12 protein-coding genes and 1 tRNA gene are annotated in these 15,413 nt (G+C 39.6%); 6 read left to right on the top strand and 7 right to left on the bottom strand.

The window, feature by feature from the left end:
• The first annotated feature begins 61 nt into the window (after positions 1-61).
• Positions 62-1,474: a ribosome biogenesis GTPase Der gene (der, locus tag AC1M9A_RS10580; protein ID WP_035265604.1), complete on the top strand. Its 1,413-nt coding sequence runs from the start codon at positions 62-64 to the stop codon at positions 1,472-1,474.
• A gap of 98 nt (positions 1,475-1,572) precedes the next feature.
• Entirely contained in the window at positions 1,573-2,217 is a 645-nt protein-coding gene (locus AC1M9A_RS10575; protein WP_481610163.1) for a 4'-phosphopantetheinyl transferase family protein, read from the top strand.
• 39 nt (positions 2,218-2,256) lie between these two features.
• Here AC1M9A_RS10575 and secF read toward each other — a convergent pair whose 3' ends face one another.
• The 7 genes from secF to queA all read right to left on the bottom strand — a co-directional run bounded on the left by secF (position 2,257) and on the right by queA (position 9,721).
• Positions 2,257-3,234, bottom strand: coding sequence for a protein translocase subunit SecF (gene secF, locus AC1M9A_RS10570; RefSeq protein WP_481610177.1), 978 nt, complete (start codon positions 3,232-3,234; stop codon positions 2,257-2,259).
• Between the two features lie 7 nt (positions 3,235-3,241).
• A complete protein-coding gene (gene secD / locus AC1M9A_RS10565; protein WP_481610162.1) occupies positions 3,242-5,143 on the bottom strand; it encodes a protein translocase subunit SecD in 1,902 nt (633 codons plus the stop codon).
• 53 nt (positions 5,144-5,196) lie between these two features.
• Positions 5,197-5,526: a preprotein translocase subunit YajC gene (gene yajC / locus AC1M9A_RS10560; RefSeq protein WP_481610161.1), complete on the bottom strand. Its 330-nt coding sequence runs from the start codon at positions 5,524-5,526 to the stop codon at positions 5,197-5,199.
• A gap of 97 nt (positions 5,527-5,623) precedes the next feature.
• Positions 5,624-6,754, bottom strand: coding sequence for a tRNA guanosine(34) transglycosylase Tgt (gene tgt / locus AC1M9A_RS10555; protein ID WP_035265598.1), 1,131 nt, complete (start codon positions 6,752-6,754; stop codon positions 5,624-5,626).
• A gap of 290 nt (positions 6,755-7,044) precedes the next feature.
• On the bottom strand, positions 7,045-7,614 hold the full coding sequence (locus AC1M9A_RS10550) for a LemA family protein (protein WP_481610160.1): 570 nt from the start codon (positions 7,612-7,614) through the stop codon (positions 7,045-7,047).
• 24 nt (positions 7,615-7,638) lie between these two features.
• Positions 7,639-8,673: a hypothetical protein gene (locus AC1M9A_RS10545; RefSeq protein ID WP_481610159.1), complete on the bottom strand. Its 1,035-nt coding sequence runs from the start codon at positions 8,671-8,673 to the stop codon at positions 7,639-7,641.
• Between the two features lie 10 nt (positions 8,674-8,683).
• On the bottom strand, positions 8,684-9,721 hold the full coding sequence (gene queA, locus AC1M9A_RS10540) for a tRNA preQ1(34) S-adenosylmethionine ribosyltransferase-isomerase QueA (RefSeq protein WP_481610158.1): 1,038 nt from the start codon (positions 9,719-9,721) through the stop codon (positions 8,684-8,686).
• Between the two features lie 182 nt (positions 9,722-9,903).
• On the opposite strand from queA, the gene AC1M9A_RS10535 reads away from it, so the two are divergent.
• From AC1M9A_RS10535 to AC1M9A_RS10520, 4 genes are all read left to right on the top strand, one after another.
• Positions 9,904-9,990 (top strand) — tRNA-Leu (locus AC1M9A_RS10535).
• 358 nt (positions 9,991-10,348) lie between these two features.
• Complete coding sequence (locus tag AC1M9A_RS10530; RefSeq protein ID WP_035265593.1) at positions 10,349-11,629, top strand: sensor histidine kinase; 1,281 nt, start codon at positions 10,349-10,351, stop codon at positions 11,627-11,629.
• 65 nt (positions 11,630-11,694) lie between these two features.
• On the top strand, positions 11,695-14,436 hold the full coding sequence (gene glnE / locus AC1M9A_RS10525; protein ID WP_180028868.1) for a bifunctional [glutamate--ammonia ligase]-adenylyl-L-tyrosine phosphorylase/[glutamate--ammonia-ligase] adenylyltransferase: 2,742 nt from the start codon (positions 11,695-11,697) through the stop codon (positions 14,434-14,436).
• 34 nt (positions 14,437-14,470) lie between these two features.
• Positions 14,471-15,397 carry a branched-chain amino acid transaminase gene (locus AC1M9A_RS10520; RefSeq protein WP_035265589.1) on the top strand — a complete coding sequence of 309 codons (927 nt, stop codon included), beginning with the start codon at positions 14,471-14,473 and terminating at the stop codon, positions 15,395-15,397.
• Positions 15,398-15,413: the final 16 nt, after the last annotated feature.

The following is a 15,413-nucleotide window of genomic DNA, read 5'->3' as shown; positions in this document are numbered from 1 at the left end:
TCTTCCACAGTTTCTGATGTTCAGGCCAATTGAATTGGCTGATCTTGTTAAAGGTTAATCTATGAAACCCGTTATTGCGCTCATTGGTCGTCCGAACGTCGGAAAATCAACGCTGTTTAACCAGATTACCAAAAGTCGTGACGCGCTTGTTGCAGACTTTGCCGGTCTTACTCGTGACCGTAAATATGGTGATGCAGTATACCAAAATAAATCATTTATCGTTGTAGATACTGGCGGTATCGGTGAAAACGAAGGTGGGATCGACTCTTACATGGCAGAGCAGTCTAAAACTGCGATTCATGAAGCAGATATGATTATCTTTGTTGTCGATGCGCGTGCAGGTCTTCTAGCATCTGATGAACAGATTGCGCGTGAGTTACGTACACTCGGTAAAAAAGTATTTTTAGTTGCCAACAAAGTTGATGGTGTTCATGCAGAGGCAGCATTGGTTGAGTTTTTTAAGTTGGGTATGGGTGAACCGATGCAAGTGGCTGCAAGCCATGGGCGTGGTGTTCAACAAATGCTCGAAGAAGTGCTTGAAGATGTGCCAGAAGATGACCTAAGTGAACAGCGTGATGAAGATACTGGGCTTCGTCTAGCGATTATCGGTCGTCCGAACGTAGGTAAGTCAACATTAGTTAATCGCCTGTTAGGTGAAGAACGTGTCGTTGCTTTTGACCAGCCTGGTACTACACGTGACTCAATTTACATCCCATTTGAGCGTGATGGTCGAAAATATACGCTCATTGACACTGCCGGTGTTCGTCGTAAAGGTAAAGTGGATGAAATGATTGAGAAATTCTCAATCGTAAAGACTTTACAAGCAATGAAAGATGCCAACGTTGTCGTTGTTGTTGTTGATGCGCGTGAAGGTATTGTTGAGCAAGACTTGCATTTGATTGGATATGCGATTGAAGCTGGTCGTGCGATGGTGATTGCGATCAATAAATGGGACAATATGTCAGAATATGATCGCAAACAATGTAAATTGGATGTTGAGCGTCGTTTTGACTTTATTCCATGGGCAAAAATCCATTTAATTTCTGCTTTGCATGGTACAGGTGTGGGTGAGCTTTATCCTTCAATCCACCGTGCATATGAATCTTCACGTTTGAAAGTATCTCCAGCGAAAATCACTGAGATCTTAAAAGATGCAACAGACGCGCATCATCCACCTAAAGTTCAAGGCCGTGCAATTAAAATGCGTTATGCGCATATCGGTGGTCAAAACCCGCCTACGATTGTGATTCACGGTAATAAAGTTGATAAAACCCCAGCTGACTATCGTCGTTACTTAGAAAACGTGTTCCGTAAAGTGTATAAACTAGAGGGTACACCTGTAAAAATTGAATTTAAAACTTCAGAGAACCCATTTGAAGGTCGTAAATCTCAAATTGACGAGCGTACTGCGGCACGTAAACGTCGTTATGTACAGAAGTTTAAGAAAGCCGAGAAGAAGTTCAAACGCGGTTAATCAATTGTAAATTTAGTCCAGAAAGCCCAAATGTGAAGTTTGGGCTTTTTTTATCATGCGAATAAATTAAGATAAATGGAATCACTGAGAACGTTATTATGACCCGTCATATTCAAATTGATATTTCAAAAATTTCTTCTTTTTTTCAAGTTCCTGAAAATCTCACACGCACAGAAGAAATTAGTCTTAGAAAAAAAATGATTTACCAATATCGCAACAGCTTACTAGGAAGTAAATTAAACAGAACAATAAAAAATGAGGATATTGACCAAACGAAAGATGGAAAACCTTTTTTGAAAAAAATCTCAAACTTTGAGTTTAACCATAGTCATAGTCAACATTATTATGCTTTAGTTACATCACATCATATTCGAGATTTGGGTGTGGATATTGAGGAGCTGAATCGATCAATTCGATTCGAAGCCTTAGCAAAACATGCATTTCATCCACAGGAATATGCGATATGGGCAGAATTGGATTTTGATTCTCGCTATTGGTTTAAAGTCTGGACCATTAAGGAAGCAGTTTTGAAGGCACATGGGATGGGAATACGCATGAGCTTAAATGAGTTGAATACCAATGCCCATATCACACATATGGGTGGGATTTGTGAGCATGCAGTCTTAGGGGTATTTGCGTATCAGAATTTTGAAATCATGAATTGTATGCTGACAGTCGCATGGCGAAGTGAATACTCTTGCCGTGGTTTTGCAATTCCTCAAATTCAAATCACTCAACATTAAAAAAGCCCATCATTTGATGGGCTTTTTTGTACTGAAGGTTTATTGAGGAATTTCTTCTTCCTCTTCGAATTCAGGTTTTACTTGAACAATAAAGTCTTGGCGGTTCAGACCACGCCACAATGCAAATGCAGTACCGATATAAATCGAAGAATATGTTCCGACAAAAACACCGACAAACATTGCAATCGAGAACCATTTCAAACCATCGCCGCCCATGATCATCATAGCAACGACCACAAGCAATAGCGTCATCGAAGTGTGGATGGTACGACGTAAGGTTTCAGTCAATGCAATATTGATGATCTCAAGAGGTTCTGCCCCACGAATTTTACGGAAGTTCTCACGAATACGATCCGAGACAACAATATTATCGTTTAATGAGAAACCAATAATCGCTAGAAGAGCAGCTAAAACGGTTAGGTCAAATGGCCACTGCATCAATGCAAAAATACCAAGAGTCACGATAATATCGTGAAATAGCGATAGAACTGCACCCATTGCCAACTTGAATTCGAAGCGAATCGTCACATAAATCAGCATGATAATCAGAGCCAAAGCCACAGCACCTGCTGATTTAATGTAAAGTTCGTTTCCGACTTGACCACCAACAACATCTACCTTAGGTACAGTCACGGTATTATTGTCTAATTGAACTGCGGTGGTAATTGCTTTGGTTAGATCTTCCGCTTCAATATCTTCTTGTACGGGCATACGAACCATTAAATCTCGTTCAGAACCTAAGGTTTGAACAACAGCATCATTAAAACCCGCATCACTTAATGCTTGCGTCACTTCAGAGGGTTTTACAGGATTGGCATAATTCAGTTCAGCTGAAACACCGCCAGTAAAGTCTAATCCTAAATTCAGACCTTTAGTCGCGATAAAGAAGATACTTGCAATAGTCAGGATGATTGAAAGCCAAGCTGCTGGCTTTGCAATCTTCATGAAAGGAATTACGCGTTCGTTGTCTGGACGGCCGTATTGTTTTGATTCGAGTTGAGTATTTTCAGTCATGATAGATCTCCTAAATGCTCAACTTTTTCAAGTTACGTTTTTTACCGTAAATGATCTGTACAATTGCACGGGTTACTGTAATCGCAGTAAACATCGAGCAAACAATACCAATCATGAGTGTCACGGCAAATCCTTTGATCGGACCAGTACCAATGGCAAAGAGGATAAATGCAACAAGGAATGTGGTTAAGTTCGAGTCAAAGATGGTGTTATAAGCTCGATCATAACCTGCAACAATCGCCTGTTTAGGCGATGCTCCCCATTTGATTTCCTCGCGTATTCGCTCGCAAATTAGAACGTTTGCATCCACCGCCATACCGATGGTAATAACGATACCTGCAATACCTGGCAGCGTTAATGAAGCACCGATCCAAGACATAACCGTCAAGATCATTGCTAAGTTGAATACTAGAGCGAAGTTCGCAATGACACCGAATAAACGGAAGAATACCACCATCCAAATTGCGACCAAGATGAATCCAATTTGAGTGGATAGTACACCCTTATCGATGTTTTCTTGGCCTAAGCTTGGACCGATAACACGCTCTTCAACAAAGTACATTGGCGCAGCGAGCGCACCTGCACGAAGCATTAAAGCTAGCTCAGCTGCTTCTTGAGGTGAATCTAAACCAGTAATACGGAACTGTGAACCCAGTACTGCTTGAATATTTGCTGCATTAATGACGACAGATTCAGTATATGGTGTGCGTACTTCAGTTTGTGCACCTGTTTCAGGATCTTCAACGTAACTGATACGTTGTTTATTCTCAATGAACAGTACCGCCATACGCTTACCAACAGCGCTACGAGTCGCATCTGACATTAACTTACCACCTGCATTATCAAGGGTAATGTTAACTTCTGCTGTACCACTATCTTGTCCAAAGCCTGAAGAAGCATTTTGTACACGCTCACCCGTCAGAATACGATTACGGTTAAGTAAAAGTTCACGACCACTGTCTAAAGACTCATAGGCGAATACTTCTGTCCCTGGAGGTAAGGGTTGACCATTATATTTCCCTGAATAAGGATCAATATATTGATCATTTAGATCAGACACCAAACGGAATTCTAAGTTTGCTGTACGACCTAAGATACGTTTTGCTTCAGCTGTGTCTTGGACACCTGGTAATTCAACCACAATACGGTTGCTACCTTGGGTTTGAACCAATGCTTCTGCAACACCAAGTTCATTAATACGATTACGAAGTGTTGTTAAGTTTTGATCTAACGCATACGACTGAATTTCTTGCTTTGTGGTATCTGTATAGGTTAAACGAAGACTGGCACCATTTTCAGTTGCAAGTGCTTGTTGAGTATATTTATTACCGTTACGACGAAGTTGATCCATCGCTGCTGCACGATCTTCATTGTTAGCAAATTGAACAGTGATCGCATTGTTATTTAGTGAAAGACTATTGAATTTGATCTTGTTCTCACGGAATTCGCGTCGCAAATCAGCAGCCGATGTTTCCATACGCTGCGCAATCGCTTTGTCCATATCCACCTCAAGGAGGAAGTGGACACCACCGCGCAAATCAAGACCAAGTTTCATTGGTCGTGCACCGATTTTCTGTAACCATTCAGGTGTTGTTGGTGCGAGGTTTAATGCAACAACATAGTTTTCACCCAGACCTTCACGTAGGATATCTTTTGCTTTTAATTGGGCTTCAGAAGTGTCTAAACGTAGAAGGGCAGCATTTTGAGTAAAGCTGTTATTGTGGGATTGGATATTGTTGCTTTTTAATAGTTGCTCTGCTTTTTGAATCACTGTGTCATCAATGACAGAACCAGCTTTTGCACCAGAAATTTGGACAGCTGGTTCATCAGGATACAAACTTGGCAGGGCATATAATGTACTCACGACTAGTACAACTAGAATGAGTAAATATTTCCATGCTGGGTAACGCATTCGCTTTCTTCTTAAAATGAAAAAAGTCGTGCAGCTGCACGACTATTTTATAATTAAAGGTTATTTAGAGTGCCTTCAGGTAATACTGAAATCACGCTTGCACGCTGAATTTTAACTTCGTTGCCACGGTTTAATTCAACCACAGCGAAATCACCTTCGAGTTTAGTAATACGGCCCATTAAACCGCCTGCAAAAACGATTTCGCTGCCAACGCCTAAGCTCTCAACCAAAGTGCGATGTTCTTTCGCACGTTTTGCTTGAGGACGCCAAATTAAGAAGTAGAAAATTGCAATGAATACTGCAATCATCAATAAGTTAGCAACTAAGCTTGGTTGTTGTGCAGCTTCACCAGCTGCGTGTGCAGTCGAAATAAAAACGCTCATTTCATTTTCCTAAACTAAAAATATCAAAAAAGATGATAAAAAATCGGCTTGTTCAGCAATTTACATTGTCTTTTTGCTCAGCGCAAATACTGATGTATTAATCTTGCGGACAAGGTGGTACTTCAAGCCCACGGCGTGCATAAAAATCGTGAACAAAATCATCAAATGTTCCGTTATCTAATGCATCACGCATCATTTCTGCTAAACGCAAGTAATAACGGAGGTTATGGATTGTGCCAAGCATTGATGCAAGCATCTCACCACATTTTTCTAAATGGTATAGATACGAACGGGTAAAGTTGGTACAAGTGTAACAATCACAATGCGGATCAAGTGGGCTTTGATCATGGCGGTATTTCGCATTTCGTATACGCACTAAACCGTCCGTAACAAAATAATGTCCATTACGTGCGTTACGAGTTGGCATTACACAGTCAAACATGTCTACACCACGACGAACAGCTTCAACGATGTCTTCTGGTTTGCCTACACCCATTAAATAACGTGGTTTATCCGCAGGCATTTGCTCTGGAAGATAATCAAGGACTTTGATCATCTCTTCTTTTGGCTCGCCTACAGAAAGACCGCCAATCGCGTAACCATCAAAACCGATTTCTTTTAATCCATTTAGTGATTCTTGGCGGAGGTCTTCATACATGCCGCCTTGAATAATACCAAACAGGGCATTGCGGTTTTTTAACACATCATGATGTTGAGTCTTACAACGCTTTGCCCAACGCAATGAAAGTTGTAGCGATTTCTGAGCTTCTTCGTGAGTCGCTGGATAGGGTGTACATTCATCAAAAATCATCACGATATCTGAATTCAATGTATGTTGAATATCCATCGAAATTTCAGGAGAAAGGAAGACTTTAGAGCCATCAATTGGAGAGCGGAATGTTACGCCGTCTTCTTTGATACTACGCATTGCGCCTAAGCTAAATACTTGGAAGCCACCAGAGTCAGTCAAAATTGGTTTATTCCATTTCATAAAACCATGTAGACCACCGTGCTCACGAATGACATCTAGACCAGGGCGTAGATATAAATGAAAGGTATTCCCTAAAATGACCTGTGATTTAATTTCTTCAATATCACGTGGGAGCATGCCTTTAACAGTACCGTAAGTTCCGACAGGCATAAACATCGGTGTTTCAACGACACCATGTTCCAAGGTTAAGCGTCCGCGTCGAGCGCGACCAGACTGACCTAATTTTTCAAACTTCATAAATTGTCCAAATCGAGGCGAAAAAACAGTTCGCTGATTGATAGCGATAAAGCGCTCTATTTTCCTAGATTCGCGCAGTTTATGCTAGAAAAATTACATTATTCTTAACGACTTGGATTTTTTTTATGAAAAATTACAAGAGATTCATGATCTTGCTAAACAATGAAGAAACCTGCTTATTCTTTGCTCAGATGTACAGTTTTTGCTGTACCCTAAACCCTAATATGATAAATCGTAATGGATAAACAATGTGATTCTCTAAGATATTGCCACTTTTTAAGGTGGAATCCTTATTTGAAATTAGGGCGATAATCAAAATTTTGTTGCGCTTGATGATCTGTAAATGGGCGAATAGGTTTCTTTGCGAGGCTGATACTGTTGATTAAGTTATTCGGAAAAACTTGAATCAAGTTATTAAACTCTTCGACATTTCGATTGAATATTGAAATTGCAGCACTGACATTTTCATTTTGCTCTTGAATGTCATGCATCATTTGGTTGTAAAGCTGATCAGCTTTGAGATCTGGATAATTTTCAACAACCACATTTAAACTTTTCATTAACGATTGACTTAGCGCTTCAATATGCTGAAGCTGAGCTATATCAGATGATTGTGTATTGAGATTTAGGATTTGTTGCCTTAAGGCTGTGATATTTTCTAATGTTGATTTTTCAAACTCAGTGTATTGAGATAAATTTTGCTCAAGATGCTCTAATGTTTTAATTTTCTGACGTTCAAAATTTGCGACATCTGACCAAGCACGCTGAGAAGCATTCAAATATCGAACGATATTATTTCGAACCCATATTCCCCAAACAATAATCAAAACAAAGATAGAAAGAAAAATGAATAAGCCCACACGTATTACCTAATATGATCGTTATTATGCAACTAAGTTTAGCATGCTCTGTTTGAGTTGTTGATAATTTGGCATGGTTAATGTTCTTAAGTAACCGCGCAAAGCGGATATATTTTTGATCTCTTTGATTTCAAGTTTGTGTGTGACGTCAAATAAATCGCGATCTCCCAAATAACACATGATATGGTCATGAGGGTGGAAAATTAAGTCGCCCTGGTGAATTCGATAAAATTTAATCAGTTTGAGTGTGGTTGATGGCGTCATGATCTTTGCGAGTTGTAAACGATCTGTACCGTAAATCTGAACTTTTTTACGTAGCTCTAAATCACTGCTCTCCCAGCGCTCTGTATATGGTGTGGTGAACCCTTTCTTTCTACTGGTCGTCGCTAATCCTAGTGGTGATATATCAAATACAAATACGCCCCAACGATGACGTTCAATTTTTTTTAATTTTTGTGGTGTTTTGTTTTGCTCAGGCAGATTGACTTCATCAATAAATCGGTAATGAAAAAGCATAACAGGGAAATCTTGGTTTTGAGCGTTTTTCCACGTGGTAGAGGCAAATTTTAAAATGTCATTGGCATGGTTGCCTTGGTTAAACAAAGGAAATTTTTGCCTTAGCTGACTTATGATCAAGGTGTTATGTCTATTTGTTCCAAGGTGTGATGGCGTTGAATAAGCTTCTATACCGAATTTAAAACCAATCATTCGCTCTTCAAGAAATGAAATCACTTCATGAATAGGTTTATTTGGTTCATAAATTATATATGCAATCAGGATAAGTATCGCCGCTGCGCTATATGCCATCCATTTTAATGTGTCAAAAATAGGAAAGAGCGAAAAAACAATGAATATGATGGCAAGCGTAACTAAAAATTTAGGTATGCCATTGTGAAAAAAGAGTTGGGTATTCGAACCCCATGGATGTAATCCTTGCAGGATGTCATCAGAATGTTGAGCAGAACGTCCAAGAGCCCAAAGCCGATCAACACTGGCCATAATTTGCTTGTTCTTTCGGGTGCGAAGGTGAAGCAGTTGCTGAACAGAATCAATCGGCATAGATCAGATCCTAATCTTTTGCTTGGTCAATCAACATTGCGTCACCATAACTAAAGAAACGATACCGTTCTTTTACAGCATGTTGATACGCATTCAAAATATAATCACGATTGGACAGGGCTGAAACAAGCATTAATAATGTTGATTCTGGAAGGTGGAAGTTAGTAATCAAGCGATCTACCACTTTGAATTCATAACCAGGATAAATAAAAATCTGAGTATCACCAGTCCAGCCCTTCAGTTCGCCACCATTGGCTTGAGCCGCGCTTTCTGTTGCGCGTGTTGCAGTCGTTCCGACGGCAATCACTTTATTACCTCGATCTTTAGTGGCTTTAATCAACGCCATAGCTTCATCGCTGACTTGGCACCATTCACTGTGCATGATGTGATTTTCGATATCGGTTGTACGTACTGGTAAAAATGTACCTGCACCTACATGTAAAGTGACAAATGTCTTGTTTACACCTTTATCTTCAAGTTTTTTTAATAGTAGTTCATCGAAATGCAGAGATGCCGTTGGAGCAGCAACGCTGGCAATTTTTGTAGGATCATTAAATACGGTTTGATAACGTACAGTATCAATATCTTCTGCTTCTCGGTTGAAGTAAGGTGGAATAGGCAATGCACCATACTGATCCAATACATCTAAGATTGGTTTGGAAAATTCCACCACATAGAGATTTTCATGGCGCCCTTGAACCTTAACTTTAACCTCATCTGATCCGACAAAAAGCTCAGCACCTGGTTTTGGTGAGTTACTTGCTTTGATATGGCAATGAGCAATAAATTGATCAAGCATTCTTTCAACCAGAACCTCAATCGCACCACCCGAAGCACGCTTACCTTTCAAGCGAGCTTTCATTACCTTGGTATCATTGAGAACTAATAAATCACCTTCATTAAACAGGTCTAAAATATCGGTAAATTGGTGATCATCATACTGACCATCCGCCTTAAGATGAAGCAGGCGAGAAGCACTTCGTTCTTCAAGAGGGTAACGGGCAATAAGTTCGTCTGGGAGTTCAAAGCTAAAATCAGATAGTTGCATAAGAATATAAAAATGGAATCAGCAAAAATTTTGGCATTAGTATATGCTTTTTTTGCCCAGTTCGAGCTGAGTTTGGTGGTTAAAAAAGCATAATGCATGCTATTGATTTAAAAATAGGCGCTTGAGTCAGGTTATGCATTGACAAAGAAAAGAAAAACGATATTATACCGAACACAACCTTTCCCGAGGTGGTGAAATTGGTAGACGCGGCGGACTCAAAATCCGCTGTCAGAGATGACGTGTCGGTTCGAGTCCGACCCTCGGGACCAAATACTTAAAGGCCTTCAAGCATAATCAGACTTGAGGGCCTTTTTATTTGTTTTAAATAAATAAAGGAATTTTAAAATTTCAAATGAAGATTAGATGAATAATATAAGATAAGGATTGAGTAAATTTTATTTTAATAATAAATAGTTATGGTTTATTCAATCGATCTTCACTAGACGCTTACGTTTTGTAAAGTACGACTCATGCTTTAGCTAGATATTCAGTCCTCAAAAATGCACTTTCTTAATATTTGAGAATGTATTAGTCTTGATGAAATAAGGTTTCATTTCTTTACTGTGAAATGAAAAAATAAAATGTAATCGATCATTATTCCCCTTTACTCCATGGCAGGATGTAGACATGAAAATAGAATTTATAGATGTCGATCAAGCTGATCAGCTCAGTGCCTGCAAAATGTCTCTTTTACTCGGTGTATCAACGCCAAAAAATCAACTTGAGAGTTTTTTAAGATTTGCGCGTGGCATTTTAAATGCGGAGTCAGCAATCTTAGCTTTTCATGATGAACCATATGTGTGGCATTCTTCTCCAAATGGATTTAAAGCTTTTAATGCCAATAAAAAAGCAAAATTATTACCATATTTCGCGGGTCAAACTTCGATCAGTCGTGATCATCCTAATTATTCATCTTTTTCAGCACATATTCATCAACTCGGAGTTGATCACGAGCGAATTATAGCCATTGATTTAAAAGTGAATGATGATTTTTCAATTGGTCAAGTGATTTTATTTGATAATCAGCACCAACCTTTTGATGATCAAAATTTAGAGCTGGTTTATGATTTTTCAATGAGCTTAATTCGTATATTAGAGCTTCATTCGGATTATGCGGAACTCAAAGAATTATATGAACAACAATCGGCACTTAATTTCAGTAAAACAAAATTCTTTCAAATCATTGCACACGATTTACGCGCACCATTTCATGGCTTATTAGGTTTTTCTGATGTATTGGCCAATGAGCGTGAAAGTTTGGATGAGGACAGTGTACAGAATATCGCTGAGTATTTACATGATACCGCTCAATCGACTTATAACTTATTGGAAAGCCTATTAAATTGGGCAATGGCTGAAGGCGGGAGATTTGTCTATCATCCTATTCAGTTTGAGCTTAAACAGGTGACAAAAATCGTTTTTGATGTTTTAAACACGTTGGCTGTGAAAAAAAATATTCAATTAATTGAAAGTGTGCCGCAAGAGTTAAAAGTCTTTGCCGACATTAATATGATCACATCAGTGATTCAAAACTTGGTATCCAATGCTTTGAAGTTTACTCATGTGGATGGAACTGGAAAAGTTTATATCGAAGCATCAAAATGCGATCAAGGTGTCGAAATTGCCATTCGAGATACAGGTTTAGGTATGACACCACAGCAAATTGAGAAGCTTTTTCAACCGGATTTGAAGGTATCTATTCGTGGTACATCTGGTGAAAAAGGTGCTGGTTTAGGTTTGGTGTTATGTAAAAGATTTGTTGATTTGAATCATGGTGAAATTTGTGTCAGTTCTCAACAAGGTCAAGGTACGACTTTTAAAGTCATATTACCTGAAGCAGACACTCATGCAGCGTTACCTGCCACCCCAAATACGAGTAATCAAACATCTTTGGAAAAAGTGAACTAAATAGTCCACAAATTGCGTAAGGACTGATATAAAAGAGTTTTAGATTTATTCAGGCTTTTTTTCAAATGAATGCTGATCAGTTGCAAAAAACTCTTAGAGCCAGTCAATACGCGGAACAAGTTTATAATTTACATCAAACATTATTAGAACAAGATTATTCATCTGATCAATTTAATAAATTTTTAAGTACTGAACAAATCTATCACATTGTACAAAAAGAACTTGCTGACATTCAGGATGAAAAAGAATGGATGCAAAAAATTCGAATTTTGCGAGCACGGTTAATGTTTCGGTGGATTTGGCAGGATGCGAACCGCCTCATTTCAGTTATTACATTGACTCGTGAGCTTTCAGACTTTGCCGATGCCAGTATTGATGCAGCCAAAAGCTTCGCTTATCGTCCATTGCAAGCCAAACATGGAGAGCCGATCGGCTATAACGGTAAGCTTCAAGACCTTATCGTGATTGCAATGGGTAAATTGGGGGCTCAGGAACTTAATTTATCCAGTGATATTGATCTTATATTTGCCTTCGATGAGCAAGGTGAAACCAATGGTCGTAAATGTATTGATGTTCAGCAATTTTGCATCCTTTGGGGGCAAAAAATTATTTATTTGTTGGAACATATCACCGCAGATGGATTTGTATTCCGAGTGGATATGCGATTGCGACCATGGGGTGATGGTTCAGCACTAGCAATCAGTCATGCGGCACTTGAAAAGTATCTCAGTCAACATGGGCGTGAGTGGGAGCGTTATGCATGGATAAAGGCGCGTATTGTTACAGGAGGAAAGGAAGGGGATGAGCTTCTGGAAATGACTCGACCTTTTGTATTCCGCCGTTATGTGGACTACACTGCTTTTGCAGCGATGCGTGAAATGAAAGCGATGATTGAGCGTGAAGTTCAACGTAGAAATATTGAAGATGATATTAAACTTGGTGCAGGTGGTATTCGTGAAGTCGAGTTTATCGTTCAAGTTTTCCAGTTGATTTATGGTGGTTCAAAACTTGAGCTACAAGACCGTCAATGTTTAGTGAGTCTACATCATTTGGGGGTTGTTGGATTACTTGAACCTGAAGTGGTGGATGAGCTTGAAAATGCTTATTTATTCTTGCGTCGTGTGGAACATGCCATTCAAGCCTTAAATGACCAACAAACACAATCACTGCCTACTGAGGTTGACCAAAGAAATCGCATCGTAGAAACACTTGGATTTGAAAGTTGGGATGCGTTCTTAGATGTTCTCAATGAGAAGCGCGCTATAGTAACTTATCAGTTTGAGCATTTAATTAAAGAAAAAGAAGTAGATCCATTGGTTGAAAGCTTTAGCCAAATAGAGCAGCAATTGAATGAAGTTTTAGATGAGTCTGCTAAAAATTTGGTTCGTGAATTTTGGTATGGACATGCCATCAAAAAATTACCCGCTAAAGCAGTTAATCGTTTAAAAGAGTTTTGGCCTCATCTGATTCAAGCTGTTCTTGAATCGGATAATCCACAAGTCGCTTTGGTAAGGCTGATGCCACTGGTTGAATCTGTGATGCGGCGAACAGTCTATCTAGTGATGTTAATTGAAAGCAAAGGAGCATTACAGCGACTCGTTAAAATGGCGACTGTAAGCCCATGGATTTGTGAAGAGCTAACCCATTATCCAGTTTTACTCGATGAGTTTTTATCAATGGATTTTGAGCTACCTAAACGCCAAGATTTGGAGGATTCACTCAGACAGCAGCTGCTGCGTATTGAAATTGATCAAGTGGAAGATCAAATGCGCGTATTGCGCTTATTCAAAAAATCGAATGTTTTGACTGTAGCAGCAAGTGATGTATTGGCTGAAAGTCCACTGATGCGTGTGTCTGATGCGCTCACCGATATTGCTGAGGTTTCAGTTCAAGCAACTTTGAATTTAGCATATCAAATTACAGCAAAAAAACATGGTTACCCAGTAGATGCAGATGGTCAACGTTGTTCAAAAAATCATATGGCATTCAGTGTCATTGGGTATGGGAAATTAGGCGGTATTGAACTTGGGTATGGTTCAGACCTTGATTTAGTCTTTATCCACTATATGGATGAGCAGGCAGATACAGATGGCTTGAAACCAATTAGTGGTTTTGAATTTGCGATGCGTGTTGGGCAAAAGCTCATGTCGCTGATGACAACCCAAACTTTAGATGGTCGTGTGTATGAGATTGATACACGATTGCGTCCTTCAGGAGAAGCTGGGCTTCTCGTCACAAGCCTTAAGGCTTTTGAGCAATACCAACTTAAAAATGCATGGCTTTGGGAGCATCAAGCGATTGTTCGTGCGCGTAGTATAGCGGGTGAGCAAAGCTTAAGAGAAAAGTTTGAGGAATTACGCTGTCGTATTTTAACTTTGCCTCGAAATGAAGAAACGGTGAGAGCAGAAGTGCTAAAAATGCGTCAAAAAATGAAAGACCATTTAGGCTCATCAAATGAGCAAAAAAAAGATGGAATTTTTCATTTAAAACAGGATGCAGGTGGTATCGTTGATATCGAATTTATGGCACAGTATGCAGTATTAGCATGGAGTGGGACGAATCCTGATCTCGCCCATTACTCCGACAATGTACGAATCCTTGAGGATGCCGCAAAAACTGGCTGCTTATCCAGCGCCGATGCGACAGCATTGATTCAAGCTTATCTCCGTGAACGTGCCGAGAGTCATCGTTTAGCCCTTGCAAATCAATCCATGCAAGTGAGTGCTGCGAATTGGCTCGATACCCGTAAGGTCGTTTGCAAGCTATGGCAAAGATTAATAGATCCAACTGCATCAGTAGTTGGATAGAAATGACTGTGTATAAAAATTTGGAGTTTAGGTCATGAATTTGGCTGATCGTGATGGTTTTATTTGGCAAGATGGACAATTAGTTGATTGGCGTGAAGCAAAAACTCACGTCTTAACACACACTTTACACTACAGTATGGGTGTATTTGAGGGTGTCCGTGCCTACGAAACTCCGAATGGAACGGCAATTTTCCGTTTAAAAGAACACACTAAACGTCTTTTAAACTCTGCCAAAATTTATCAAATGAAAGTTCCGTTTGATCAGGCGGCATTAGAACAAGCTCAAATTGATGTGGTGCGTGAAAATAAATTAGCTTCTTGCTATTTACGTCCAATTATCTTTATTGGTTCGGAAAAGCTAGGTATTGCAGCGACGGATAATACAATTCATGCAGTGGTTGCTGCGTGGAGCTGGGGCGCTTACCTTGGTGAAGAAGCAATGGCGAAGGGTATTCGTGTAAAAACTTCTTCTTTTACACACCATCACCCTAACGTGACGATGTGTAAGGCGAAAGCATCAGGAAACTATACGCTGTCTATTTTGGCACACCAAGAAGTTGCGCACTCAGGTTATGACGAAGCAATGTTACTTGATCCACAAGGTTATGTGTGTCAAGGTTCAGGTGAAAACGTATTCTTAGTGCGTGATGGCGTGATTCATACCCCTGATATCGCTGGTGGTGCTCTTGATGGTATTACTCGTCAAACCATTATTACGATTGCGAAAGACCTTGGATATGACGTTGTAGAGCGCCGTATCACACGTGATGAATTCTATATCGCTGATGAGGCATTTTTTACAGGTACAGCGGCAGAAGTAACGCCAATCCGTGAATATGATGATCGTCAAATCGGTGAAGGTGTTCGTGGTCCAATCACAACACAAATCCAAAAAGCATACTTCGATGCCGTACAAGGTAAAGACCCTAAATATGCTCACTGGTTAACATATGTGAAGTAATTAATGCTTTGAAAAA

It is taken from the genome of Acinetobacter sp. ANC_7634 (assembly GCF_056779875.1).
This window is presented reverse-complemented; position numbering and strand designations above follow the sequence as displayed.

What these genes read in the sequence shown, in the direction of transcription:
- der (WP_035265604.1), top strand. Translation starts at nt 62, where the DNA reads ATGAAACCCGTTATTGCGCTCATTGGTCGTCCGAACGTCGGAAAATCA.
- AC1M9A_RS10575 (WP_481610163.1), top strand. Translation starts at nt 1,573, where the DNA reads ATGACCCGTCATATTCAAATTGATATTTCAAAAATTTCTTCTTTTTTT.
- secD (WP_481610162.1), bottom strand. Translation starts at nt 5,143, where the DNA reads ATGCGTTACCCAGCATGGAAATATTTACTCATTCTAGTTGTACTAGTC.
- yajC (WP_481610161.1), bottom strand. Translation starts at nt 5,526, where the DNA reads ATGAGCGTTTTTATTTCGACTGCACACGCAGCTGGTGAAGCTGCACAA.
- tgt (WP_035265598.1), bottom strand. Translation starts at nt 6,754, where the DNA reads ATGAAGTTTGAAAAATTAGGTCAGTCTGGTCGCGCTCGACGCGGACGC.
- AC1M9A_RS10545 (WP_481610159.1), bottom strand. Translation starts at nt 8,673, where the DNA reads ATGCCGATTGATTCTGTTCAGCAACTGCTTCACCTTCGCACCCGAAAG.
- queA (WP_481610158.1), bottom strand. Translation starts at nt 9,721, where the DNA reads ATGCAACTATCTGATTTTAGCTTTGAACTCCCAGACGAACTTATTGCC.
- AC1M9A_RS10530 (WP_035265593.1), top strand. Translation starts at nt 10,349, where the DNA reads ATGAAAATAGAATTTATAGATGTCGATCAAGCTGATCAGCTCAGTGCC.
- glnE (WP_180028868.1), top strand. Translation starts at nt 11,695, where the DNA reads ATGAATGCTGATCAGTTGCAAAAAACTCTTAGAGCCAGTCAATACGCG.
- AC1M9A_RS10520 (WP_035265589.1), top strand. Translation starts at nt 14,471, where the DNA reads ATGAATTTGGCTGATCGTGATGGTTTTATTTGGCAAGATGGACAATTA.